The 22,873-nt window shown below is 66.0% G+C and carries 25 protein-coding genes; 16 read left to right on the forward strand and 9 right to left on the reverse strand.

The features are described from left to right. Positions 1–86 precede the first annotated feature (86 nt). Positions 87–635 (forward strand): shikimate kinase, encoded by a 549-nt coding sequence (locus FVF75_RS10220; RefSeq protein ID WP_148377865.1) that lies wholly within the window; start codon positions 87–89, stop codon positions 633–635. After that, on the forward strand, positions 635–1,744 hold the full coding sequence (aroB, locus tag FVF75_RS10225; protein WP_148377866.1) for a 3-dehydroquinate synthase: 1,110 nt from the start codon (positions 635–637) through the stop codon (positions 1,742–1,744). The genes FVF75_RS10220 and aroB overlap by 1 nt, the downstream gene beginning before the upstream one ends. Positions 1,745–2,011: 267 nt before the next feature. Here aroB and FVF75_RS10230 read toward each other — a convergent pair whose 3' ends face one another. Further along, positions 2,012–2,536, reverse strand: coding sequence for a helix-turn-helix domain-containing protein (locus FVF75_RS10230; protein WP_187393038.1), 525 nt, complete (start codon positions 2,534–2,536; stop codon positions 2,012–2,014). A gap of 52 nt (positions 2,537–2,588) precedes the next feature. Between FVF75_RS10230 and FVF75_RS10235 the strand changes: the two genes are divergently transcribed. The 10 genes from FVF75_RS10235 (at position 2,589) to FVF75_RS10280 (ending at position 9,876) form a co-directional block, all read left to right on the forward strand. Next, on the forward strand, positions 2,589–2,816 hold the full coding sequence (locus FVF75_RS10235) for a hypothetical protein (protein WP_148377868.1): 228 nt from the start codon (positions 2,589–2,591) through the stop codon (positions 2,814–2,816). Next, positions 2,813–4,753, forward strand: a complete 1,941-nt coding sequence (locus FVF75_RS10240) for a transposase domain-containing protein (protein ID WP_187393039.1) — start codon at positions 2,813–2,815, stop codon at positions 4,751–4,753. Before FVF75_RS10235 ends, FVF75_RS10240 begins: the two co-directional genes overlap by 4 nt. A 76-nt stretch (positions 4,754–4,829) precedes the next feature. Continuing rightward, entirely contained in the window at positions 4,830–5,615 is a 786-nt protein-coding gene (locus tag FVF75_RS10245) for an AAA family ATPase (RefSeq protein WP_187393040.1), read from the forward strand. After that, a complete protein-coding gene (locus FVF75_RS10250; RefSeq protein ID WP_148377871.1) occupies positions 5,608–5,862 on the forward strand; it encodes a hypothetical protein in 255 nt (84 codons plus the stop codon). Before FVF75_RS10245 ends, FVF75_RS10250 begins: the two co-directional genes overlap by 8 nt. Then, positions 5,859–6,284: a hypothetical protein gene (locus FVF75_RS10255; RefSeq protein WP_148377872.1), complete on the forward strand. Its 426-nt coding sequence runs from the start codon at positions 5,859–5,861 to the stop codon at positions 6,282–6,284. The genes FVF75_RS10250 and FVF75_RS10255 overlap by 4 nt, the downstream gene beginning before the upstream one ends. 2 nt (positions 6,285–6,286) lie before the next feature. After that, a complete protein-coding gene (locus FVF75_RS10260) occupies positions 6,287–6,700 on the forward strand; it encodes a regulatory protein GemA (RefSeq protein ID WP_148377873.1) in 414 nt (137 codons plus the stop codon). 438 nt (positions 6,701–7,138) lie between these two features. Further along, positions 7,139–7,594 carry a helix-turn-helix domain-containing protein gene (locus FVF75_RS10265; RefSeq protein ID WP_148377874.1) on the forward strand — a complete coding sequence of 152 codons (456 nt, stop codon included), beginning with the start codon at positions 7,139–7,141 and terminating at the stop codon, positions 7,592–7,594. Continuing rightward, positions 7,581–8,477 (forward strand): Mu-like prophage major head subunit gpT family protein, encoded by an 897-nt coding sequence (locus tag FVF75_RS10270; protein ID WP_148377875.1) that lies wholly within the window; start codon positions 7,581–7,583, stop codon positions 8,475–8,477. The genes FVF75_RS10265 and FVF75_RS10270 overlap by 14 nt, the downstream gene beginning before the upstream one ends. Positions 8,478–8,482: 5 nt before the next feature. After that, entirely contained in the window at positions 8,483–9,382 is a 900-nt protein-coding gene (locus FVF75_RS10275) for a phage protease (RefSeq protein WP_148377876.1), read from the forward strand. A gap of 122 nt (positions 9,383–9,504) precedes the next feature. After that, complete coding sequence (locus FVF75_RS10280) at positions 9,505–9,876, forward strand: hypothetical protein (RefSeq protein ID WP_148377877.1); 372 nt, start codon at positions 9,505–9,507, stop codon at positions 9,874–9,876. Between the two features lie 168 nt (positions 9,877–10,044). On the opposite strand, the gene FVF75_RS10285 is transcribed toward FVF75_RS10280, so the two are convergent. The 5 genes from FVF75_RS10285 to FVF75_RS10305 form a co-directional block, all read right to left on the reverse strand. Further along, positions 10,045–11,880 carry an extracellular solute-binding protein gene (locus tag FVF75_RS10285; protein WP_148377878.1) on the reverse strand — a complete coding sequence of 612 codons (1,836 nt, stop codon included), beginning with the start codon at positions 11,878–11,880 and terminating at the stop codon, positions 10,045–10,047. Between the two features lie 212 nt (positions 11,881–12,092). After that, positions 12,093–12,704: a LysE/ArgO family amino acid transporter gene (locus FVF75_RS10290; RefSeq protein ID WP_148377879.1), complete on the reverse strand. Its 612-nt coding sequence runs from the start codon at positions 12,702–12,704 to the stop codon at positions 12,093–12,095. Further along, entirely contained in the window at positions 12,701–13,501 is an 801-nt protein-coding gene (locus tag FVF75_RS10295) for a DUF502 domain-containing protein (RefSeq protein WP_148377880.1), read from the reverse strand. The genes FVF75_RS10290 and FVF75_RS10295 overlap by 4 nt, the downstream gene beginning before the upstream one ends. 80 nt (positions 13,502–13,581) lie before the next feature. Further along, positions 13,582–14,493, reverse strand: coding sequence for a pseudouridine-5'-phosphate glycosidase (locus FVF75_RS10300; protein WP_148377881.1), 912 nt, complete (start codon positions 14,491–14,493; stop codon positions 13,582–13,584). 121 nt (positions 14,494–14,614) lie between these two features. Next, entirely contained in the window at positions 14,615–15,532 is a 918-nt protein-coding gene (locus tag FVF75_RS10305; protein ID WP_148377882.1) for a PfkB family carbohydrate kinase, read from the reverse strand. Positions 15,533–15,706: 174 nt separating this feature from the next. Between FVF75_RS10305 and rpsB the strand changes: the two genes are divergently transcribed. Both rpsB and tsf read left to right on the forward strand, forming a co-directional pair. Beyond that, entirely contained in the window at positions 15,707–16,558 is an 852-nt protein-coding gene (rpsB, locus tag FVF75_RS10310) for a 30S ribosomal protein S2 (protein WP_148377937.1), read from the forward strand. 78 nt (positions 16,559–16,636) lie between these two features. Beyond that, the gene (tsf, locus tag FVF75_RS10315; protein WP_148377883.1) at positions 16,637–17,512 is read left to right on the forward strand and encodes a translation elongation factor Ts; all 876 of its coding nucleotides are present in this window, start codon (positions 16,637–16,639) and stop codon (positions 17,510–17,512) included. A 360-nt stretch (positions 17,513–17,872) separates the two neighbouring features. On the opposite strand, the gene FVF75_RS10320 is transcribed toward tsf, so the two are convergent. Next, positions 17,873–18,610, reverse strand: a complete 738-nt coding sequence (locus FVF75_RS10320; RefSeq protein ID WP_166127442.1) for a LuxR family transcriptional regulator — start codon at positions 18,608–18,610, stop codon at positions 17,873–17,875. 519 nt (positions 18,611–19,129) lie between these two features. Between FVF75_RS10320 and FVF75_RS10325 the strand changes: the two genes are divergently transcribed. After that, positions 19,130–19,528, forward strand: a complete 399-nt coding sequence (locus FVF75_RS10325) for a hypothetical protein (protein WP_148377885.1) — start codon at positions 19,130–19,132, stop codon at positions 19,526–19,528. Between the two features lie 12 nt (positions 19,529–19,540). Here the strand turns inward: FVF75_RS10325 and FVF75_RS10330 are convergent, their stop codons facing one another. Beyond that, positions 19,541–20,620: a DUF6456 domain-containing protein gene (locus FVF75_RS10330; protein ID WP_148377886.1), complete on the reverse strand. Its 1,080-nt coding sequence runs from the start codon at positions 20,618–20,620 to the stop codon at positions 19,541–19,543. Between the two features lie 286 nt (positions 20,621–20,906). Here FVF75_RS10330 and FVF75_RS10335 point away from each other — a divergent pair, with 286 nt between their 5' ends. After that, positions 20,907–21,206 carry a DUF6477 family protein gene (locus FVF75_RS10335; protein ID WP_148377887.1) on the forward strand — a complete coding sequence of 100 codons (300 nt, stop codon included), beginning with the start codon at positions 20,907–20,909 and terminating at the stop codon, positions 21,204–21,206. Positions 21,207–21,208: 2 nt separating this feature from the next. On the opposite strand, the gene FVF75_RS10340 is transcribed toward FVF75_RS10335, so the two are convergent. Next, on the reverse strand, positions 21,209–22,768 hold the full coding sequence (locus FVF75_RS10340) for a trimethylamine methyltransferase family protein (protein ID WP_148377888.1): 1,560 nt from the start codon (positions 22,766–22,768) through the stop codon (positions 21,209–21,211). Positions 22,769–22,873: the final 105 nt, after the last annotated feature.

Here is a 22,873-nt window from a genome sequence, read left to right on the forward strand (position 1 = left end):
TTTCCCGCGGGCGATTCATATATGGCATTTCCGACGCGTTCACACCATTGAGGCGCGAGGGAAAGTTTCGGCAAGGTGCTGCCAGTTTGGGCTATGGTCTGAAAAAACCGGTCGTCATGGTCGGCATGATGGGCGCGGGAAAGACCGCGGTCGGGCAGGCGCTGGCCCGCCGGCTGGGGGTGGCCTTCGTCGATTCGGACGACGAGATCGTCAGGGCGGCGGCCATGAGCATCCCCGAGATCTTCGAACGTGACGGCGAGGCGTTCTTTCGTGACCGCGAAGGCGAGGTGCTGGCGCGCCTGCTGCAAGGTGGCCCGCGCATCCTGTCGACCGGCGGCGGCGCCTATCTCGCGCCCGCCAACCGCGAGGCGATTTCAGCCGCCGGGGTGGCGGTCTGGCTGCGCGCCGACCCGGATCTGTTGTGGGAGCGCGTGCGGCGCAAGAACACACGACCCCTCCTGCGCACCCCCGACCCGCGCGCCACGCTGAACACGCTTTGTGCGGCGCGCGAGCCGGACTATGCCAAGGCCGATCTGGTGGTCGATGCCAAGGCGCGCTATTCCATCGCCGACATGACCGGCCGGGTGATCGAGGTGCTGCTGACCCGGCCCGACGTGCTTGAGGAGACAGGCTGATGGATGTGGTCGAGGTCAAGCTTGGCGCGCGCGCCTACGAGGTGCGCATCGGCTCAGGTCTGCTTTCCCGCGCCGGAGCCGAAATCGCGCCGATTCTCAACCGCCCCCGCGTCGCCATCGTGACCGAGGAGCGCGTCGCGGCGTTGCATCTCGACGCGCTCATCACCGGGCTGGCCCGCGCCGGGATCGAGGCGGAGACGCTGGTGCTGCCGCCGGGCGAGACCACCAAGAGCTGGGCGCATCTGACCGAGGTGGTCGAATGGCTGCTGGAACGGCAGGTCGAGCGCAAGGATATCGTCGTGGCCTTCGGCGGCGGCGTAATCGGCGACCTCGTGGGCTTTGCCGCCGCGATCCTGCGGCGCGGCGTGCGCTTCGTGCAGATCCCGACCACGTTGCTGGCCCAGGTCGACAGTTCGGTCGGCGGCAAGACCGGCATCAACTCGCCGCACGGCAAGAACCTGGTCGGCGCCTTTCACCAGCCCTCGCTGGTGCTGGCCGATATCGACCTGCTCGACACGCTCAGCCCGCGCGATTTCCTGGCGGGCTACGGCGAGGTGGTGAAATACGGCGGTCTCGGCAGTCTCGCCTTCTTCGAATGGCTCGAAGACCACGGCCCCGACCTGGCGGCGGGCGACCGCGCCCTGCGGCAAGAGGCGGTGCGCCGGTCGGTGCGGATGAAGGCCGATATCGTGGCCCGCGACGAGACCGAGCAGGGCGACCGCGCGCTTCTGAACCTCGGCCACACCTTCGGCCACGCCCTCGAGGCCGCGACCGGCTATAGCGACCGGCTGTTGCATGGCGAAGGCGTGGCCATCGGCTGCGCGCTGGCGTTCGAGACCTCGGCGCGCCTCGGGCTGATGAGCCAGGAGGCACCGTCGCGCTTTGTCGAACACCTGGCCGCGATGGGCATGAAGCGCCGCCTTGCCGACATTCCCGGCGAGTTGCCCGATGCCGACGGGCTGCTGGCGCTGATGGCCCAGGACAAGAAGGTCGAGGCGGGGCGTCTGCGCTACGTGCTGGCGCGCGGCATCGGCGAGGCTTTCGTGGCGGACGATGTCGACCCCGCCGTTGTCAGGGCCGTCCTGACAGACGCGCTGACAGCCCGCTGATACGCCCCCTTCTTTGCTCCGGAAAATACCCCGGGAGGGGAGGGCTGGCCCTCCCCCGGTGACGGCTTTCAACTGATTTGAACCCCCTCGAAAATTTCATCACGCCTTTTCAATATGTTATGGAGTGGCGATTTCAGTGGGTTTGATACCGCTGGGGGGCGGTGTGCGCGGAAAACCGCGTTTGACACAGAAAATTGCAGTAAAAAACGCAATGTTTTCAACGGGCCGATTTGCAAGGTGTGTGCAAGATTGCCCACACCCTACACCTCATAGCTCAACCTTCGTTCCATCGGAAAACTCGATTCTTGACCGCCCCGCCTCGATTGTTTCGCGATCTCGCACCATTGAGCGTTCGGGGTCGGCAGCATCATCGTGAAGAATGATAGGAAGGGCGCTCGAGACCTTACCGTCGGCGGTCTTCTCAGCTTCCGCGCGAAGGTCCTTTTGCGCTTGAAGAAACAGTGACCAGAAGTCCCCTGGACGGCTTGCGATGGCAAGACTGGCCCGAAAATCCTCTTTGCTGATCTCTTTACAAACCAGCCGACCAAAACGGACCAATGCCAGACCCAGGGCGATATTCTCGTCGCCCCACCAAGAAACCGGGGCCCGCCCCAAGGTTGGCGTCGTCTCTCCGGCTGCGATCCGTACGATTCTTTCCGGTACTCTCCCGCGTGCCTTCCAAGTGGAGATTGTGCTCTGGCCGATCATTAGCGCGCGAGCAAGATCAGCCTCGGTTTTCACGTGAAAAGCCTTTTTCAAACGCTCGATCACGGCTTCGACGGTCTCGGTCATGAATGCCTCTTGAAACTTCACAATGCGACGTGCATACTTCACATGCGAAGACATGGAGATTGCCTTGTTCACATCGAATACTAACCCTTCGCCGGAACTTTTGAAAGCCGTTCGCGCGGGCTTGGTGTTGCAGGGTACTTCTCTGTCTCGCTGGGCCGAGGCGCATGGGGTAAAGCGCCAGAACCTGACCAAAGCCTTGTTGGGCGAATGGCGGGGACCCAAAGCTCAAACTCTGCTGGAAAAGGTAAAGGAAGCCGCTTTGGTGCAGGGTGGAAAATGATATTCGTCAGGAGCTTATTAGGGCTTGGGCGCATCCCTTCAGATAGGACAAGCGCGTCGAAATGGCTGGCCCGGCACAACATCCCGACGTTTCGCCTTCCCGTGAACGGCGGGGAAGCCGAGGCGGTGGAGTTGGCGCAGCTCCCCAGCGATGTTCGGCTTGCTTATCTCCGCTGCAAGATCAAAGAGTTCCACCTTGACCCCGGCACCTATGACGACGCGGCGCACGATGAGTTCTGGCAGGCGTCGCCGTCGCGGCGCGAACGGGCGGAACGCAAGGCGGCGGTGGCGCGGCTCCTGGTCGCGCTTGGGTCGCGTGTGCCTTGGACCGAGCGCCTCGCCCTGGTGCATGAACAGTTCGGTGTTGAAGGCCATTCCAAACCTCGCTTGAAGGCCATCTTGAGCGCCGTTCGCGGGGTCGATCCGATCAACTTCGCCCCGGCGCTCCTGGACAAATACCAGGGCGCGGCGCGCTCGGCCGAGATCGGCCGCGATGCGTGGCGGTTCTTCCTGACCACGATCCGCAATGCCGGGCCGGATTTCCCTTTGAAACAAGCGTGGCGCGACACGCGGGACGTTGCTGCCAAGACAGGCTGGGCATGGCCGTCACCTTCGACTGTTTATCGCCGTTGGCAGGCGCTTCCCGAGGCACAACGGCTCGCGGCGAGGATCGGACGGGCGGAAGCCGTCAAACGGCTGGCCATTCCGGCCACACGGGACAAGCCGGGCGAGGTGCTCGAATGGGTCTCGCTGGACGGGCGCACCAAGGATTTCTGGGTTGATTTCGGCGACGGCCGGGCGGTGCGCGCCACCTTCCTCGCCCTCGTGGATGTGGCATCGAACCACGTTCTTGATTGGGAGCTGGCGACCAGCGAAAACGCGGCCGCGACAGTGCGCCTGATCAAGCGCACCTGCGAGAAATACGGCATCTTTGATCGTCTCTATACTGACAACGGCGCGGCCTTTGCCGGGCACCTGGTGGCGGGCGGCAACGTGTTCCGGTTCCGCAATGGTGGCAAAAAGCCGGAAGGTGTGCAGCCGCCGGGTATCTGTCAGATCATGGGCATTCAGCTTCATTTCGCTACGCCCGGCAACGGCCAAGCCAAGATCGCGGAACGGACCTTCGCGACCCTATCTCGGGTGATCTACGACCGGCCGGAGTTCAAGGGGGCTCACGCGGGCCACAAGCCCGGCGCCAGCCCCGGCGCGGATGTGAAGCCCATTCCGCTGGAAACCGCGTTGCGCGTGATCGAGCGCGAGGTCAGACGGCACAACAGCGAGCAAGGGCGACGGTCTCACGGTGCGCGCGGCCGGTCCTATGAACAGGCGTTCCGCGAAGGTCTCGCGGATCGCGTGACCCGCAGGCCGACTGCACGTCAGCTCTATCTGGCCGGGCTAATCTACACGCCCGTTGCCGTTGATCGGTTCGGGCAGGTGCGCCGCAACGGTTGGGCCTACGGCGGCCCTTCCACACAGGAGAAACTCTTGCCCTATCACGGCACCGGCAAGCGCATCTTGCTCGGCCGGGACCCGGACGATTTCAGCACGCCCGCGCTCGCGTTCGATGAGAACGGACACCTGATATGCGAAGGCATCGAGCCGGTGAAGTCCGGGGCCTACGGCAGTGTTGACGGCATCCGCGACGCGGCCCGCAACCGCAAGGCCGCGCGGGAAGCCGTGGCCGCCGGCGAAGCGGAAAACGACAGAATGAAACGCAAAGACTTTGAGCGCGCGCTTGCTGCGCTCGACGGTCCCGACCCCGAACCCTTCGAGGGGGCCAAGGACGTGGTGAAGGGGCAGTTCAATTCCCCGATCAAGGCAACGCTCAAGCCGCCCAAACCGAAACGGCAGGCAAAGCCCAAGAGCGTGTTGACGGAGGAAATGATGGCGGAACTCGACCGTGTGAACGGGATCGAAAGGTCCCGCTACGGGCGATAGGCGGCCCGGCGAGTGCTGACACCACCCGCCGGGCCATTCAACGCGGGCGACGCCCGCAAGGTTAATGGAGGCCATGATGGCAGAAGTATTCCAGTTCGACAAGAAGCCCGAGGCACCGCCCGTGCGTGGTGGTTTCGTCATGACGCCCACAGCGCAAAACATCCTGCGGTCAATCGACCTGGCTGGCGCGACCTGGTGCGGGATCACTCTGATCGCGGCGGCGCCGGGTATCGGCAAGACCGATACGCTTCACCACTTCCGCCAAGGGCGGCCCGATGCAGTCATGTTCACCGCAGTTGACGGCGGGGGCGGTCCTTGGGGCGTTGCCTGTCAGCTCATGCAGCTCCTGGACATGGGCGCGCCGAACGGGCGCAACCTGATGGCCGAACGGCAGCGCATCGGCGAGGCGATCGGATGCGACGGGCTGTTGCTTGTGGATGAGGCGCAGTATCTGGTCCGGCGCAATACTCGCGGGGCCGACGATTGGTCGGCATTCGACTGGCTGCGCGCCATGTCCGAAGAGGCGTGTTTCTCCATCGCCTTCGTCGGCGATCTGTCGCTCTTGGAAATATCCGACAAGCGGGCGGGCCTGTGGCGACGGTCCGGCCAGTGCCGTCGCCTTGTCGTGCGGACCATAGAGCGCGGCGACGTCGAAGCGGTGGCGGCGCAACGCGGTGTTTCCGACGCGGCATCGGTCGAAGCCCTCTATCAGGTGTCGCGACGGGAAGGCGGACTCGGCTATGTCGAGACCATCACAAGCCATGCCGCCCGGTTAGCCGGCGGCGGCCGGATCGAGCCCAAGCACGTCCTGGCCGCAATCGAATACCTCAATCTCCATCGGATAGGAGGTGCCCATGTCTAACCTGAACATCACCTTGCCGCTAACGGATGCCGAGGTGAAGGAATTCCGGGGGCGCGACCTCCTGTTGATCCCGGCAACGCCAGCTCAGCGGCGCGGGCTCCTGATCGCCATGGCGACCCTTGAACGCTTCATTGAAGCCAACGGGGGTGAGGATGAGATCGCCGCGTTCCAGGCGTTGGGCGGCTTGCTCGCGCGCGGGAAGTGGGCAGGCGACTTGCACCTTAAAAAGAAAGGCGGTGCGCAATGACCAAAGGCAACAAACAGCGGGTCGAGACGGACCATGAGTTTCGCCAGCGGATGGCAGACGAGGGCCGCGCGATCTACGTTTCCGGCAAGTCGGCCGACCAGGTGAAGACCGAACAACAGCGCTACGCGACTGAGGAATTTCCGGTCTCGCTGCACATGACCGCACAGGATGCGGACGAGGTGGGGCAAGCGCTCGAAGATGCGCAATACCTCTTCGGCCATGCGGCGGAAGCCCTCGCCACGCTTCACAACGGGCTCTCCGGCGGTTGGCTGAACGAAGAGCCGGGCGCGGCCTCGCTCTGCTACCTGGCCGGGATCGCCATGGGGCACAAGGCCGACACGGACGGTGCGACGCTGATGCGCCATTTCACGAAGCTCCAGAGAGCCGTCTACCAGGCACGCAACGCCAACAGGGGGAAATGATCATGGCATTGAGCAACAAACAGAAGGCGCTCATTCACGTCGCGCGCACCAAGCTCGGGTTCACCGATGCCGAATACCGCTTGATCCTGGTGCAGCTTGCCGGGGTCACCAGTTCCACCGAGCTGGACCGCGAGGGCTTCAACCTGGTGATGGGCTATTTCGAATGGAGCGGCTTCGCGCCAGCTTCGTCGCGCGGCAAGGACTACGGCACGCGGCCGGGCATGGCGAGCTTTGCCCAGCTTGAGTTGATCCGCACGCTTTGGGCGGAATACACCCATCACGCCTACAAGGGCGAAGACGAGTTGAACAAGTGGCTCGGACGGACCTTCAAGGTTTCAAGCCTTCGGTTTCTGGCGTTCGAAACCGCGCGCAAGGCGATCACCGCGCTCAAGGTGATGAAGTCTCGCGCGGCGTGAACGGGTCGGGCGGTTCGTCCATTCTGCCCGGCCTGGAGGGGCGGTGCCATTGCAGGTGCACCGCCCCTCATTTGTTCCGGCCCCTGAGCGGGCCGCTGAGCGGCCTTTCCACGCGCGGTGGTGGGTGGGGTGCAAAGACACCCTTGCGCCGCTCCTGACCCGTTTAAGGGGTATTTAACGGCGAAGTCTGGCGCGGTGGTTCGGCGGGATTGGCGCTCGGCATTGCATTTCGCGCGAAACTGGGCCATCAACGGCGTGCACCTGAGCCATGGGCACCGGCTTGGACCGCGAGGGATGACCGCCCCTCCAGGTGCAGCGGCTGAGCCAAGTTTCCCGTCTAGCCAACCTCGGGTTGCGGGGGATGTGACGTCCCCCCAGCCGCACCCCCTGTCAGGTGTCATGGTATGATCGCTGTCAGGGTTGACGCATGGTGCGGGCATGACCTCGACCAGCGCAACCGATACGCTTCCAATCCCGTCCGTGAGCGACTGCCGGGCCATCGGCATCCCCATGCCCGACCTCCTGGTGAGCATGGAAGACGCATTGGGCGCAGAGATGGTCCGCGCCTTTCTCGCCGATAAGGCGGGGCGGCAGTATTCCGTGCGGCGCACCAAAACCACGGCCGGGCGTCCGCACCACGAGGTGAGCGAATGGCTTCGCACGGAAATCGGCTGGGGGACGATCTTGATCCCGATGGGCCCCGCCAACCGGTCTGTCCGGCTGCGTTGGGCGATCTATTCGCAGTTTCGTGACGGCCAGTCGTCCTCGCAGATCGCCCGATCCATCGGCTGCCACATCCGCACCGTTACCCGCAACAAAAAGGAGCTCGCCCGGCGCGGACTTCTGATCGACACCGAGTTCACCACCAAGGACCCCCAAGATGATCGTCAATGACCAGGCGCTCGCCCTCGCCTTCAAGGGCTTCAAGACCACCTACACCGATGCCTACGCGGCCGCGCCCGCGCATTTCGAAAAGGTCGCGATGACCGTGCCCTCGGGCGGGCGCGACGAGACCTACGGCTGGCTCGGGCAGTTTCCGCAATTGCGCGAATGGCTCGACGGCGAGCGGATCGTGAAAGACCTGCAAGCGCATGGCTTCTCGATCACCAACCGCAAGTTCGAAAGCACCGTGGGCGTCCGCCGCGAGGATATCGCCGATGACCGTCTCGGGGTGTTCAAGCCGATGTTCGCCGAGATGGGCCACCTTGCACGCCAACACCCCGACGAACTGGTGTTCGGCCTGCTCAAGGCGGGCTTCACTGAGCTGGGTTATGACGGGCAACCGTTCTTCGACCCCGACCATCCGGCCAAGGATGCGGGCGGGGTCGACGTGACGGTCAGCAACATCCAGACAGGGACCGGCCCCGCCTGGTTTCTGCTCGACACGTCGCGCGCCGTGAAGCCGCTGATCTGGCAGGAGCGCGAGAAATACGAGTTCCAGAACATCACCGCGCCGAATGATCCGACCGTGTTCATGACCGACATCTACCGGTATGGCGTGCGCGCCCGAGTGAATGCGGGGCTCGGCCTGTGGCAACTCGCCTTCGGATCGAAGGCTGATCTGACCGCAGCCAACTATGCGGCGGCGCGCGCCGCGATGCAGATGTTGCGCGGCGACCAGGGCCGTATCCTCGGGATCAACCCGACGGCTCTTGTGGTCTCGCCCGACCTGGAAGACGCGGCGCGCCACGTCCTCAACACCGAGACCAATGACGGCGGCGGCTCTAACCCCTGGAAGGGCACGGCCGAGCTGATCGTCACGCCCTACGTCGCGTGAGTGCCATGACCGAACTTGCCACAGCACTTTGCCGGGGGCCGGACCTCGGCACGGGTCAGACCGCCCCGGACCTGGTGCACCTTCTGCCCCTTGGCGAGATCAGGGGGCGGGACGGGCGGCGCTTCGTCCTCGGCAACCCCGAGGGCGTGGTCAGCGCCTCGCTCAGCCAGGGGCTCGATCTGGTGATCGACTACGAGCACCAGGGCGACGATCCCGCGCGCCGGGGACGCGGGCCGGTTCCGGCGGCCGGGTGGATCAAGGACCTGGTGCTCAAGACCAGTGGCATCTGGGGCCGCGTGGTGTGGACGGAACGCGCCCGCAACATGATCGCCAACCGCGAATACCGCTACCTGAGCCCGGTGCTCACCCATCGCCCAAATGGCGAGGTTGTGCGCCTCAAGGGCGCAAGCCTGGTGCACCGGCCAAACCTCGAACTCACCGCCCTTTCCAGTCAGGAGGACACCATGACCGAAGACCTCGCCCGCGTGGCCGAGGCGCTGGGGCTTGCCCCCGATGCCGGGATCGATGCGACCCTTGCCAGGATCGACGCGCTCGGCGGCGATCCCGACCCCTCGAAATACGTTCCCATCAAGGCGGTAAACGAGCTTCTCGCCGAACGCAACACCCGCACCGCGACGATGAGTGCGCGCGAAGCCGAGATCAAGGTCACGGCGGCGATGGATGCGGGTTATCTGACCCCCGCAATGCGCGACTGGGCCGTCGCGCTCTGCCACCAGAACCCGGAGAGCTTTGACGCCTTCATGTCCTCGGCCGCGCCCACCTATGCCCATCTCTTCACCAGTCCCGCGCTCAACGCCGCCGTCCCCCGCAGCCCGAGCCGCGACCCGCTCACCCTCGCCATTGCCGATCAGCTCGGGCTTGCGCCCGACGCGCTGGACGGCTGACCTCCTTGCCGGTCGGGGTGTCCCGGCAAGACGCCAGCGGGAAGGTCGGGCCAGGCATCGGGGTTTCCTCTTCACCCGGTGCGCCCGGTCCGGCCCTTCCGCTGGCCCCAGGAGAGAACGCCATGACAGTTGATCCCGGCCCGCTGCAAAACGCCCTCGCCATCATTGCCGAGTTGAAAGGTCTGGTGCGTGGTCAGATGGACCGTTTCGACCGTCTTGAACGCGACCTTGAAGATGTGGCTGAAACCGTCCTTCAAGGCCCCGTTCAAACCACCCTTGCGCCCCTTCCCCCGGCCACCGACCACCGGCGCGAACACCGCTCGGGCCGCCCGCCGAAAATCGACACCGACCCCGAACTCGCCGCATTCATCCGCGCCCGGATCGACCGCCTCACCTTCGAAGAGATCGCAGCCCAGGTCGCCGCCCACTTCCCACCCGACCGCCGCGTCGGAAAAAGCACCATTCACGCCTGGTGGAAACGCCAACAGGGATAGCTGGACGTTGCCAACCCATCCCGGATAGGCTCGGGACTGCTTGGCTCTTCCGGTATCAAACCCACTGAAATGGGGGTATTAAACCAACTGAAAGCACACACCCGGATCGGCGCGCGAAGCGCGTCGAGCCTCCACTCCGCAAACATCGGCGCGCGAAGTGTGTCGAGCCTACTCCTCCCACCACCAGACTTCCGGCTGGAACCCCAGCCAGTCGCCATACATCGGCAGCCGCTCGGGATACCGCAACTCCTTGACGTGCGCGACGTGCGAGACGTTGGAATACCAGATCGGGATCGCGTAGCGCCCCGCCGTCAACAGCCGGTCGAGCGCCTTGGTCGCGGCGCGAAACTCCTCCTGGCTGGTCGAGGTCAGGATCGCGTCGATCATCGCATCGACAGCCGGGCTTTTCACCCCCATCCGGTTGCGCGAACCCTCTTCGTCGGCCAGTTCGCTGCCCCAATAGAGCTTCTGCTCATTGCCAGGGCTCAGCGACAGACCCCATAGATAGGGCATCATGTCGTAGTCGAACCCCTTGGTGCGCTCGGTGAAGGCCGCTGAATCCAGCGCGGTGATCTTCGGCGTGATGCCGATCCGGCCAAGGGCGGCGGCATAGATGTCGATGATTTGCCGGCTTTCGGTGGCGTTCTGGCTGACCACGATCTCGAAGCTGAAGGGGTTGCCGTCGGCATCCGCCATCACCCCGTCCTGCACCGTCCACCCGGCCTCGTCCATCAGGTCGATGGCGGCGGCGATGCCGGCGCGGTTGCGTTCGGACCCGTCCGAGACCGGAAAGGCATATCCCTCTATCACGCCGGGCAGAAGGTCATCGGCGAAGGGCGCCAGCAACTCGGCCACTAGACCCTCGGCAGGCTCGCCCACCGCCATGCCCAGCACCGAGTTGTCGAAATAGCTTTCGATCCGGGGCAGGGTGCCGCCGTTCAGGGTCTGGTTGATGAACTCGAAGTTGAAGGCCCGGATCATCGCCTCGCGCACCCGCCAGTCCTTGAACACATCGCTGCGGGTGTTCATCACCAGACCGTTCATGCCCGTAGGGCGCTGGTGCGGGATGTCCGACAGCACCACGTCGCCGCGCGCCACCGCCGGAAAGTCGTATTGCGTCGCCCATTTCGCCGCGTTGGTCTCGCGGTAGGTCGAGGCCTCGCCGGCCTTGAAGGCTTCGAACACCACGTCGCCGTCGCCGTAATAGTCGAACCGGATCTCGTCGAAATTGGCCTGGCCCTGCATGAACGGCACGTCGCGGCCCCAGTAGTCGGGATTGCGCCGCAGCGTCAGGTGGCGCCCGGTCTCGAAATCGTCGATCACGTAGGGCGACGAGCCGATCGGGATCACGGCGATCCCCGAGGCCTCGAAATCCAGCCCCTCCCACTGTGCTTTTTTCAGGATCGGGCGCAGCCCCATGATCAGGGGCAATTCGCGGTCTTCCTCGTTGAAGGTGAAGCGCACCGAGCGCGGGCCGGTCTGCTCCATCGCGGCAACGCTGTCCCAGGCGGCGGCATAGCGCGGGTGGCCTTTTTCGCCCAGGACCTCGTAGGACCACATCACGTCCTCGACCGTCACCGGGCTGCCATCGGAAAACCGCGCCTCGGGGCGCAGGGTGAATTCGACCCAGCTTCGGTCGGGCGGTGTCTCGACGGTTTCGGCCAGAAGACCGTAGAGCGTGAACGGCTCGTCATAGCTGCGGCCCATCAGGCTTTCGAACAGCATGAAGCGCAATTGCCACGGCGCGCGGCCCTTGAGGATCACCGGATGCAGCGAATCGTAGCTGCCCGATTCGGCGAAAACGATTCGTCCACCCTTGGGCGCATCGGGGTTCACATGGGGCAGGGCGGTGAAATCGGACGGCAACGCCGGATCGCCATACATCGCGATCCCGTGCATCGGCTCGGCCATCGCCGGCGGTGCGGCAAGGGCGGACAAAACGCCCGCGAGGCCAAGGAATGCGCGGGTTTTCGCAAGGATTCGGGGGAAAAACACTGGTGCCATTTTCGGGACAATCCTCTCAGCGCCTTGTTTCGTATGGACCGAGCCTAGAGGCGGGAGCGTGGCTTTTCAAACTTTTAGCTTGGACAGACGCGACAGACGGCTTATAAAGGGGGCACTGCTCGATAGGTTTCTTGCCTGTATGAAACCTGCCTCAATGACTTGACGCTGGCCTTGTGCCAGCGTCTTTTTTTGCGCCGAAGCGGATCAGCGGTTCACAAGACGCCCCGGATCAGTTTCGCCGCGATCGCCAGCATCGTCACACCGATCAGCGCGTCCAGCCCGCGCCAGGCTCGGGGTGAGCGCATGACCGGGGCCAGCAGCCGCGCGCCATAGGCCAGCCCGAAGAAGAACACGAACGACGCGCCCACCGCACCGCCGCCGAATGCCAGCTTGGGACCGGGGTCTGCAAAGCCGGTCGAGACCGCCCCGATCAGCCCCAGCGTGTCGAGGTAGACATGCGGGTTGAGCCAGGTGAACGCCGCCGCAATTCCCAGCGTCGGCCACAGCGCCCGCCCGCCGCCCGCCGCCTCCAGGCGATGCCCGCCGCGCCAGGCCGCGATCAGCCGGGAGACACCATAGACGACGAGGAACGCCGCGCCGCCCAGGCTCATCACCAGCGGCAGCGCGGGCAGGGCGGCGGTCAGCGCGCCGAACCCGGCCACCCCCGCCGCGATCAGAGCCGCGTCCGACCCGGCGCAAAACAGCGCCAGCCAGAAGACGTGCTGCCCGATCAGCCCCTGGCGCAGGACGAAGGCGTTTTGCGCACCGATGGCGAGGATCAGGGAAAAGCCGGTGAAAAATCCGGTGGCCGCGGCGGCGATCATGCCTTGCCGGCGGCCGGATCTGTCTCGGGCGACAGGACCGGACCTTCGGCCACCTTGCCCGGTTCCTTGCCGTTGGGATAGACCAGCCCGGCCGAGATCACCAGCTTGGCCGCGTCCTCGACCGTCATGTCCAGCTCGATCACCGAATGGCGCGGCACGAACAGCAAAAAACCCGAGGTCGGGTTCGGCGTGGTCGGCAGAAACACCGAGAGCAGCGGCTCATCCACCGGGATGCGCTTGTCGATTTCGCCCTTGGCGCTGGTCGAGATGAAGCCGAGCGCCCAGATCCCCTTGCGCGGATATTCGATCAGGCAGGCGGTGTCGAATTTCGACTCCGTCTGGGCAAAGACCGTCACCGCGATCTGCTTGACCCCGCTGTAGAGCGAGCGCACCACCGGCATCCGGTCGACCAGGCTTTCGGCCCAGCTCAGCAGCGAGCGGCCGATCAGCCCTTTGGCCAGCCAGCCGACCAGAACGGTGAAGACCAGAAACAGCACCACGCCGACGCCGCGGACGTTGACGTGGACGTTTTCCTCGCCGAACAGCCATTTGAACCAGGCCGCATCGCCGAAAAAGCGGTCGATCAGCGCGTCGGGGTGATAGGCCGAGGGCACGAAGGGCAGCACCCAGCTGTCGATCCAGCCGACAAAGGTCCAGATCAGCCACAGCGTGATGGCGATCGGCACAACGACGACCAGCCCGGCCAGGAAGTTGTTCCTGAGCCCGGCAAAGGGGCGAAACCGCCTGCGCTGCGGTTCGCCTTCTTCGGCCAGTTGGTTGAGGTCCTTGAGATCCATGCGCCCTGTCCACGCCTACCGCGCGAATGTAGGGTCTTAGAGCGGTGCCGGCAATATGGGAAGGCTCGCCGGCGTTCCTCTCAGCCAGTTGATCCGAACGCCAGCGCGATGCGGGCGGCAAGGCGGGCGTTGTTTTCGACCAGCGCGATATTGGCGGTCAGCGACGCGCCGTCGGTGGCGCGGAAGATGTGGTCGAGCAGGAAAGGCGTCACATCCTTGGCCGCGATGCCCTGGTCCGCCGCCGCCGCCTGCGCGGCTTCGATCACCGGCATCATCACCTCGCGCGGGATCTCGTCGGCCTCGGGGATCGGGTTGACGACAAGCTGGCCACCCGCCAGCCCCATCGCCGCACGCGTGTCGGCGGCGCGCGCGATGGCCGCGGGGTCGTCGATGCGCAGCGGGCTTTTCAACCCCGAATCGCGGAACCAGAAGCCCGGAAAGGCATCCTGCCCGACCGCGATCACCGGCACGCCGTGGGTTTCCAGCACCTCGAGCGTCTTGGGCAGATCAAGGATCGCCTTGGGCCCCGCCGCCACCACCGTCACAGGGGTTTGCGCCAGTTCCAGCAGGTCGGCGGAGATGTCGAATGTGGTCTCGGCGCCGCGATGCACGCCGCCGATGCCGCCGGTGGCGAACACCCGGATGCCGGCCAGATGTGCCGCGATCATGGTCGAGGCCACGGTCGTCGCCCCGGTGCCGCCGGTGGCGATGCAGGCGGCCAGATCGGCCCGCGACAGCTTGGCGACGTTCTTCGACCCGGCCAGGGTGTCGAGTTCATCCGCGGTCAGCCCGATGTGCAGCCGTCCCTCGATCACCGCGATGGTGGCGGGCGTGGCGCCTTCGGAGCGGATCAGTTCCTCGACCGCGCGGGCGGTCTCGACGTTCTGGGGAAACGGCATGCCGTGGGTGATGATGGTCGATTCCAGCGCCACCACCGGCCGGCCATTGGCGAGCGCGTCGGCGACCTCGGGAGATTTGGTGAGGGTGAACATTGAAAGGCTCCTCGGTGCTAATGGCGATGTTGAAAAAGATCCGCGTATCCGGGCACCGCCGCCATGCCAAGTGCCGGGAACCGCGTCAAGGGGCGGGGGCGCGTCACGGGAAATCGGCGCCTCATGGCGCAGCCACCGCATCCGTCCAGGACGGATCGCCCCCCGATACATAGGTCGCAGCCGCCGTGAGCGCCGCCGCAAGCGCCGCGTCGCGCGCCATTCCGCGCGTGTCCGCCGCGATATGCGCCGCCATCAGCGTGTCGCCCGCGCCGGTGATGCGTGTCACCGTCACGACCGGCGGGTGGTCGGTGATCACGCCTTCCGCGCGCCCCTCTGCGACCGGCCGCGCGCCATCGGTGACCAGCGCGCGCGCCACGCCGGCGGCGATCAGCGCCTCGGCGGCGCGGTCGGCGCTGGTAAAGACGGTGCCGAGAATCAGCCCGGCCTCTTCGAGGTTCACGTAGAAGGTGACGCCGGGGTGGCCGATCAGCGGGCGCAGCCGTGTCGCCTTGCCGGGACTGGCCGGGGCGACCCTGAGGTCGGCGGCGGCAAAGGTCGGACGGACGGCGATCTCGGTCAGAAGCGGCTCGGTCAGGTTGCCGTCAAGCGCGATCGGCCCGGGGTAGGGCGCCTCGGCCGACCCCAGCCGGCCATCCTCGAGCGCCTCCAGAATGCGCGCCCCGGCGGCCTCGAGCGAATGCGCATCGGCCAGCGCCGCGACCAGCCCGCCCACATCCTCGATCGCCATGTAACGGTCGGTCGGCAGGTGCTCGTCGCGCAGCACGTAATCGCAGACCAGCCCCATCTCGCCGCAGGCCGCGATCAGCTCGTCCCCCTCTGCATCGCACCCCACCGCCGAGATCAGCGCCGGACGCATCCCGAAGCGCCTGACCCCCATCGCGATGTTCAGCGCAACGCCGCCCGGAATGCGCCGGATGCGGCCCGGCACGTCGGCGCCGAACACCATCGGCCCCGGCGCACGCCCGACGATGTCCCACAGGACCGATCCGATGCAGAGAATGTCGTGTGCAGTTTGCATGAGAGTTTGTCGCAGCCACGCGAGGGGGTTGCAATAGGCTGTCAACAGGCGTAGGACGCGCGCACTTCACAGGCGGGGTTTGGGCCTTGCGGGGAGACATCCCGCACAGGTCCGCCGGTTGGGCATCTGCCCTTGACGCCCCGCCGAGGCGCAAACCGGAAAAGGAACATGGACATGGCGCTCCCCGAGTTTTCATTGCGTCAGCTGCTTGAAGCTGGCGTTCACTTCGGCCACCAGACCCAACGCTGGAACCCGCGTATGGGCGAATACATCTATGGTGACCGCAACGGCATTCACATCATCGACCTGACCCAGACGGTCCCGATGCTCGACGCCGCCCTCAACGTGATCCGCGAGACCGTGGCCAAGAACGGCCGCATCCTGTTCGTGGGCACCAAGCGTCAGGCCGCCAAGCCGATCGCCGAGGCCGCCGAGAAATCGGCGCAATACTACATGAACCACCGCTGGCTGGGCGGCACGCTGACCAACTGGAAGACCGTGTCGCAGTCGATCAACCGGCTGAAGGAATACGACGAAAAGCTCGCAGCCGGCGCCGAGGGCCTGACCAAGAAGGAACGCCTGGGCATGGAGCGTGAGCAGGCCAAACTGCAGGCCTCGCTGGGCGGTATCCGCGAAATGGGCGGCGTGCCGGACCTTCTGTTCGTGATCGACGTGAACAAGGAAGACCTGGCCATCGCCGAGGCGAAGAAGCTGGGCATCCCGGTCGTGGCCGTGGTCGACACCAACTGCTCGCCCGATGGCGTGGACTATATCATCCCCGGCAACGACGACGCCGCGCGCGCCATCGCGCTCTATTGCGACCTGGTCGCCCGCGCCGCCCTTGACGGCATGTCGGCCCAGCTTGGCGCCGCCGGCGTCGATCTCGGCGCGCTCGAAGAGGCCCCGGAAGAAGACGTGGTCAAGACGCCGGCAAACGCCGAGGACACCGTCGCGGTCAGCGACGAGGCTGTGCACGACGATGCGATCGCCAAGGACGCGCCCTACGATCTGGCCAACAAGGACTGAGGTCCGCGATTATCACGAACCCCTCGCCGGGCGGGGCCGGACCCCGCCCAGGCGACTTCCTTCAAGAGGAGCCGAGAGATGGCAATCACAGCCGCACAAGTGAAAGAGCTGCGCGAAATGACCGGCGCGGGCATGATGGACGCCAAGAAAGCCCTGGTTGAAAGCGACGGCGACATGGAGGCCGCGGTCGACTGGCTGCGCACCAAGGGCCTGGCGAAGGCCGCCAAGAAATCCGGCCGCACCGCCGCCGAGGGCCTTGTGGCCGTCGCCGTGGCCGGCGGCAAGGGCGTCGCGGTCGAGGTCAACTCGGAAACCGATTTCGTCGGCAAGAACGCCGAGTTCCAGTCGATGGTCGCCGCCATCGCAAACGCCGCCACCGGCGTGTCGAATATCGAGGAACTGGCCCAGGCCGACCTCGGCGGCAAGACCGTGGCCGAGACCATCACCGCCAAGATCGCCACCATCGGCGAGAACATGACCCTGCGCCGGATGGCGTCGGTCGAGGGCGACGTGGTGGCCAGCTACATCCACAACGCCGCCGCCGAGAACATGGGCAAGATCGGCGTCCTGGTCGCGCTCAAGGGCGGCGACGAGGCGTTCGGCAAGCAGGTCGCGATGCACATCGCGGCGGCCAACCCGGCATCCCTGGGCGAGGCCGACCTCGACCCGGCGGTGCTTGAGAAAGAGCGCCAGATCCAGATCGAGATCGCGCGCGAGTCGGGCAAGCCCGAAGCGGTGATCGAAAAGATGATCGAGGGTCGGATGAACAAATACCTGTCGGAAGTCACGCTTCTGGGTCAGGATTTCGTGATCAACCCCGACCTGACCGTCGCAGCCGCCGCGAAAGAGGCCGGCGCGGAAATCGTCGGCTTCGTGCGCATGGAAGTGGGCGAAGGCATCGAGAAGAAGACCGAGGATTTCGCCGCCGAAGTGGCAAAAGCCGCGCAGGGCTGATCCGTTTCGCCCGCCACCGCGCGGGCCGGATACGATCTCGGCGCCGACCTGTTGAGGTCGGCGCCGTTTTCATGTTCCCCATCGCGTCGGGGCCGATCATCAGCACTTGCACTGCGCCGCGGGGAGGTCGCGGCCGCCACACCCGGCTGTCGGCGTGCAGGAGGGACGGTCGCACACCGTGTTCCGTGGTCGGGATGAGGGGTGCCGTAATCGCGGGCCCTCATCCCGGGTTCCCGGGCCAAAGCCCCACTCACGGAACATCACGAGTGTGCGCGCGAAACCGGCCCGCCGCAAAGTGGGGTAACCCATACCCTTGTAAAACAGGCATGTTAGCGCCTGACAACTCACGCCGCAGGCGGGTCAGTCCTGAAAGATCTGATTCTGGATCGCCGCCTTCAGGATCGCCTGCGCGGTGGTCTCGACCTCCAGCTTGCCGCGGGCCAGGCGCAGGTGTTTTTCCACCGTCGCTTGTGTCACCCCCATGATCGCCGCGATGTCGCGATAGGATTTGCCGTCCGCGACCCATTCCAGCGCCTCGCGCTGGCGCTCGGACAACGGCGCGCGCTGGCCGCTGCGGGGCAGGGCCATCAGTTTGAGGTTCAGGATGTGGTTCATGGTTTCGATCAGGCGGCCGTCCCTGTGCCAGATCGCATCGACCGCGTCCTGGTCGAGGTCCGGCCGCGCGGCCAGGTGGATGAAACCGCGACAGCGCGCCGAGGGATGCGCGAACGCGATCGAATACCCGGCGGTCACGTTCATCAGACTGTGCAGCGAGCGGCTTTTCTCCAGCCGGCTGTCGTCCTGAACCGCCCTGGTCATGGCGTCACGCCAGGACCGGGCCCCGACATGGCGTGCGGCCCAGTTCAGCACCGGGTCGTGACGATAGAGCCCGTCCTCGACATAACGCCGGGTCAGGGCAGGGTCGTGATTTGACAGAAACAGCACATCGTCCGTCCTGTCCGACCCATCGGGGCGGCAATAGCGGGCATAGCCGAACAGCAACCGATCGAACCCGAATTCCGCCATCTGTTCGCAGTGCAGCTTCCAGGCGTCATCCTGGCTGGTCGCCGCTGCCAATCGCGAAAAGTATTCGAGCATGATACCCCCTAAAACCCGCCCGCGCATCGGACCGTTCCGGGGTTCGCGCAGGGCGGCACTCTCAACACCATCCTGGCGAACGGTGATCAGAACCAAGGTCCTCGCCAGGGTCTCGGCAAGGTTTGCGACCCGGCGCCGTGGTGTCAAGCGCAAGACGCCGCGCGCCGCTGCATCCGCCGGGTCAGGTGTCTGGTCAATGTTGCGCTCCAGGCATATGTAATTAATGGTTTTTCACGAAGTGGCGTGGCGGTGGCCGTGGCCACGTCACCAATTTGTCACCGGGCCGGGGTCAATGGTGGCAGGCGCGAGGCGGCTGGCATCGTGTCCGCCCTGTGGTTAACAGATCTATTACATAATACTGATTATGCGACTCATGCTTGCCTCAATTCACCCTTCGAATTCCCCATCGCCTGCCCCCTGATCGCTACCCGCCAATGGGGATTGTGCTGCTATTGAAACGCCTTATAATTGCAACGAGAGCAGGCTTTGCGATCATCCAGAGCATCGGCGAGGTGCAGAATGCAGCGCACGGTTCGCAACAGGTTGACGCGGACAACAGGCAAACGACGGGCAACGGCAGCCGCCTCAGCCCTGCGTTGCATCGCGGTCTGTGGCCGCGATGACGATCCGGTCGCCGAAGGCCCGGATCTGGTGGTCCTGCGGTTTCACGATATCAGCGCCGCCAGCCTCGCCCTGCATGAGCCTGATGTCATCCTCTCGCCGCTGGTGTCGGACGCCTTCGACTGCATCGACCTGGCGCATGCGCTGGCCGAGGCCGGGTTTCGCGGCCGCTACCGCGCGGTGGCCGCGCATATCCCCGACCCTGCCCTGGTGCGGCGCGAGATCCGGGCCTGCGCGCCCGGGATCGACTTCGACATCATCCTGATCCGGCCGCACGGCGACGGCGCCGACCACTGATCCGGCGCGCGGTCACGAGATCATCTCGAAGCCGTCGCCGCCCGTCGTGCCGTAGTGCCGCGCCAGGCTGTTGAGCGCGATCCTGAGAACGATCTTGCCCGAGCGCGCCGGAAAATCGAGCGCCTGCTCGACCGTTTCCATGCCCTTTTCCTGACAGATCGCCATGATCGCGGTCTCGGCCAGTTCCGGCCCCAGCGCGCGGATCGCCGCGGCAAGGCTCTGTTCCGCCTCGAGCCGCCGGGTCGGGCCGCCGTCCCTGCCCCCGCGCCCGCCGCCCTGGCCGCCGTCGATCCGCCCGGCGATCAGCCGGCTCCAGTCGCCGGTCAGCCCGTTGCCCAGCGATGCGATCTCGAAGCTTTCACGAAACCGGATCGCCGCGGCCACCAGTTCGGGGCCGATATAGGGCGTGCCGTCCGGGCGGCTGCGACGCGCCAGCACATGCAGCGGCGCATCCGCCCCGACCGGGCGGCGTGACGCCTCGCCCCGGTTTCGCCCCGCGGCGCGGTCGGGAAATGGCGTGACGACGGCCTCTCGTGTCGTGCCGCCGGTCTTTCCGACCGCCGACATGCAACGCGATTCGCGCGCCGCCATCAGCCGCCCGGCCTCGGCCCGCCCCGCGGCGGTGATCGCATAGCGCGCGATCCGCCCGCTTTGCCTGCCTGAGATCAGCCCTCGCAGGGCCAGTTCCTCGGCCAGCACACGGGTCAGCACCGCACGGCGCACCGGCCGGTCGCCGCTGGCGTTGTAGACCACCACGGCATCCTCGATCCCGGCGGCGATCACCAGAAGCGTGTCGGGTTCGCACAACGCCCTGAGCACGCGCAGCGTCTCGGCGCTGTCGGGCGCGGCCTCCATTTTCGGTCTGGTCGTCGGCATCCTGTCTCCCCTGATGTCTGTATCGTCTGCGCAGCGCCCGCCGTGATGGCGCCAGATCCGTCCCAGCCGGTCGAGCCCGGCATCCACCAGCGGATCGTCGCGCGCGGTTTCGGTGCGCCGGACCTGGCGCAGCACCGTCGAGGGATGGCACCCCGCGCGCCGCGCCAGCGCCCTTATCGGCAGGCCGCCCTCGGTATGCGCCAGATAGGTGCGCATCGCGTCCGGCAACCAGGCCGGAGCGACCCCCGTGTCATGTCCATGGCTGCCCCCCGGCGTCATGGCGCTCCCTTCCCTTCCCCCGGGATTGAAAACAACCCTAGGGCGATTACTTCGTGGACATATTTCTGCCCAAATGGTTACCGGGACGTTAATCGCGGCGTGGAAGTGCAGCTTGAGGCATAAAAATTCAGGTTTGTTGAACCCTGCGTGCGCAAGGTGGCGGGTTTGCGCAACACCCGTTAAGGTTGTGGCAAAGTGGTGCGACTCAGCGAAAGGAGCCACCATGACCGACGCGATGACCCGCCTTGCCCGCCTGCGCCGCCCCAGCCTTCTGATCCGGGCCGCCCGCATCGGGCTGGCCGACTACAACCGCGACCGCGACCTCAAGCGCCTGACGAAAAGCCCGACGCCGCCATCGCCCCGGGCGGCGTTCGAGCGTCTGTTTGCCGAGGAAACGCGGATGGACGAAGACCGGCGCACGGGCCGGGCCGGCTATTCGCCGACCCGCCATGTCGACGTGTTGATCGCGCTTCTGGCCGAGGCCCGCCTTGCGCCGCGCGTCATCCGCCACCCGGGCGCGTGATGTCAGGCGAAGGCGTCGGGCATCGAGGCCTTCTTCTCGGCGACATAGGCCTCCAGCGCCTCGCGCCGGGCGATGTCGATGCCCGGCTCGCGGTAGTCGGCCAGAAGCTTGGCGACCCGCGCGCTGGCCAGTGCCTCGGTGTCGCGCGCGCCCTCCTCGTCCCAGGTCTCGAACGGCTTGTAGTCGAGCATGTCGGAGCGCCAGAAAGCCTCGCGGAAATGTGCCTGCGTATGGGCGCAGCCCAGGAAATGCCCGCCCGGCCCGACCTCGCGGATCGCGTCCATCGCCTGCGCCGCCTCGTCGGCGGGCACGCCCGCGGCCAGCTTGTGCAGCGCGCCCAACTGGTCGGCGTCCATCACGAATTTCTCGAAGCTCGCGACCAGCCCGCCCTCGAGCCAGCCACAGGCGTGCAGCATGAAGTTGACGCCCGACAACAGCCCCATGTTGAGGCTGTTGGCGGTCTCGTAGGCGGCCTGCGCATCGGGCAGTTTCGACCCCGTGAAAGCCCCCGCCGAGCGGAACGGCAGGCCCAGACGACGCACCAGCTGCCCGGCGCCATAGGTGATCTGGCTGGCTTCGGGCGTGCCGAAGGTGGGCGCCCCCGAGTTCATGTCGATCGAGGTGACGAAGGCCCCCGCGATCACCGGGGCACCGGGGCGCACGAGCTGGGAATAGGCCACCCCCGCCAGCACCTCGGCCAGAACCTGGGTCAGCGTCCCGACCACCGACACCGGCGCCATCGCGCCCCCGACCACGAAGGGCGAGACGATGCAGGCCTGATTGGCCGCGGCATAGATCTCCAGCGCCCCCATCATGGTGGCGTCGAAGGTCAGGGGCGAGTTGATGTTGATCAGGCTGGTCATCACCGTGTTGGCCTGAACGAAGTCCTTGCCGAACAGGATTTCCGCCATCTCGACCGAATCCGCCGCCCGGCTGGGTTCGGTGACCGAGCCCATGAACGGCTTGTCCGACAGCGTCATATGCGCCAGCAGCATGTCCAGATGGCGCTTGTTGACGGCCACGTCGGTCGGCTCGCACACCGTGCCGCCGGAATGGTGCAGCCATTTCGACATCTGGCCGAGGCGCACGAAGTTGCGAAAATCCGCCATCGTGGCATAGCGCCGCCCGCCCGCCACGTCGCGCACGAAGGGCGGGCCGTAGACCGGGGCCAGCACCAGGCTGCGCCCGCCGATCTCGACCGAACGCTCCGGGTTGCGGGCGTGCTGGACGAACGACGCGGGTGCGGTGGCGCAAAGCTTGCGCGCCAACCCGCGCGGAATATGCACCCGCTCGCCGCGCACATCGGCGCCGGCCTCGCGCCAGCGCTCCAACGCGGCGGGGTTCTCGACGAAATTGACGCCGATCTCTTCCAGCACGGTCTCGGCGTTGCGCTCGATGATGTCGAGCGTCTCGTCGTCGAGCAGATCGTAGTCGCGGATGCGCCGCTGGATCACCGGGGACACGTCGAAACTGACCTGGCTGCGCGCGGCCCGGCGCGCGGCCCCGCCGCCGCCCCGGGTCCGGCGTGGCGTGGGGTCGGTGGTTGTGCTCTCATCGGTCATCGCGCGCTCTCCTCGACAAGGTTTCCCCGTGATAGCGCGGGCCGCGTCGAAGCCCTCTCGGGTTTGCGACTTATCGCGCGCGAAAACGACACCGCGCCGGGGGGC

The sequence above is a fragment of the Maritimibacter fusiformis genome (assembly GCF_008086115.1).
GTDB lineage: Bacteria > Pseudomonadota > Alphaproteobacteria > Rhodobacterales > Rhodobacteraceae > Muriiphilus > Muriiphilus fusiformis.

Excerpts from the sequence above, each read along its gene's own strand:
- FVF75_RS10285 (WP_148377878.1), bottom strand. The coding sequence starts at position 11,880 with ATGGCACCAGTGTTTTTCCCCCGAATCCTTGCGAAAACCCGCGCATTC.
- aroB (WP_148377866.1), top strand. The coding sequence starts at position 635 with ATGGATGTGGTCGAGGTCAAGCTTGGCGCGCGCGCCTACGAGGTGCGC.
- FVF75_RS10255 (WP_148377872.1), top strand. The coding sequence starts at position 5,859 with ATGACCAAAGGCAACAAACAGCGGGTCGAGACGGACCATGAGTTTCGC.
- FVF75_RS10340 (WP_148377888.1), bottom strand. The coding sequence starts at position 22,768 with ATGACCGATGAGAGCACAACCACCGACCCCACGCCACGCCGGACCCGG.
- tsf (WP_148377883.1), top strand. The coding sequence starts at position 16,637 with ATGGCAATCACAGCCGCACAAGTGAAAGAGCTGCGCGAAATGACCGGC.
- FVF75_RS10320 (WP_166127442.1), bottom strand. The coding sequence starts at position 18,610 with ATGCTCGAATACTTTTCGCGATTGGCAGCGGCGACCAGCCAGGATGAC.
- FVF75_RS10265 (WP_148377874.1), top strand. The coding sequence starts at position 7,139 with ATGACCTCGACCAGCGCAACCGATACGCTTCCAATCCCGTCCGTGAGC.
- FVF75_RS10245 (WP_187393040.1), top strand. The coding sequence starts at position 4,830 with ATGGCAGAAGTATTCCAGTTCGACAAGAAGCCCGAGGCACCGCCCGTG.
- FVF75_RS10250 (WP_148377871.1), top strand. The coding sequence starts at position 5,608 with ATGTCTAACCTGAACATCACCTTGCCGCTAACGGATGCCGAGGTGAAG.
- FVF75_RS10290 (WP_148377879.1), bottom strand. The coding sequence starts at position 12,704 with ATGATCGCCGCCGCGGCCACCGGATTTTTCACCGGCTTTTCCCTGATC.
- FVF75_RS10300 (WP_148377881.1), bottom strand. The coding sequence starts at position 14,493 with ATGTTCACCCTCACCAAATCTCCCGAGGTCGCCGACGCGCTCGCCAAT.
- FVF75_RS10330 (WP_148377886.1), bottom strand. The coding sequence starts at position 20,620 with ATGCGCACCTATCTGGCGCATACCGAGGGCGGCCTGCCGATAAGGGCG.
- FVF75_RS10270 (WP_148377875.1), top strand. The coding sequence starts at position 7,581 with ATGATCGTCAATGACCAGGCGCTCGCCCTCGCCTTCAAGGGCTTCAAG.
- FVF75_RS10240 (WP_187393039.1), top strand. The coding sequence starts at position 2,813 with ATGATATTCGTCAGGAGCTTATTAGGGCTTGGGCGCATCCCTTCAGAT.
- FVF75_RS10335 (WP_148377887.1), top strand. The coding sequence starts at position 20,907 with ATGACCGACGCGATGACCCGCCTTGCCCGCCTGCGCCGCCCCAGCCTT.
- FVF75_RS10325 (WP_148377885.1), top strand. The coding sequence starts at position 19,130 with ATGCAGCGCACGGTTCGCAACAGGTTGACGCGGACAACAGGCAAACGA.
- FVF75_RS10260 (WP_148377873.1), top strand. The coding sequence starts at position 6,287 with ATGGCATTGAGCAACAAACAGAAGGCGCTCATTCACGTCGCGCGCACC.
- rpsB (WP_148377937.1), top strand. The coding sequence starts at position 15,707 with ATGGCGCTCCCCGAGTTTTCATTGCGTCAGCTGCTTGAAGCTGGCGTT.
- FVF75_RS10230 (WP_187393038.1), bottom strand. The coding sequence starts at position 2,536 with ATGACCGAGACCGTCGAAGCCGTGATCGAGCGTTTGAAAAAGGCTTTT.
- FVF75_RS10235 (WP_148377868.1), top strand. The coding sequence starts at position 2,589 with ATGGAGATTGCCTTGTTCACATCGAATACTAACCCTTCGCCGGAACTT.
- FVF75_RS10305 (WP_148377882.1), bottom strand. The coding sequence starts at position 15,532 with ATGCAAACTGCACACGACATTCTCTGCATCGGATCGGTCCTGTGGGAC.
- FVF75_RS10275 (WP_148377876.1), top strand. The coding sequence starts at position 8,483 with ATGACCGAACTTGCCACAGCACTTTGCCGGGGGCCGGACCTCGGCACG.
- FVF75_RS10280 (WP_148377877.1), top strand. The coding sequence starts at position 9,505 with ATGACAGTTGATCCCGGCCCGCTGCAAAACGCCCTCGCCATCATTGCC.
- FVF75_RS10295 (WP_148377880.1), bottom strand. The coding sequence starts at position 13,501 with ATGGATCTCAAGGACCTCAACCAACTGGCCGAAGAAGGCGAACCGCAG.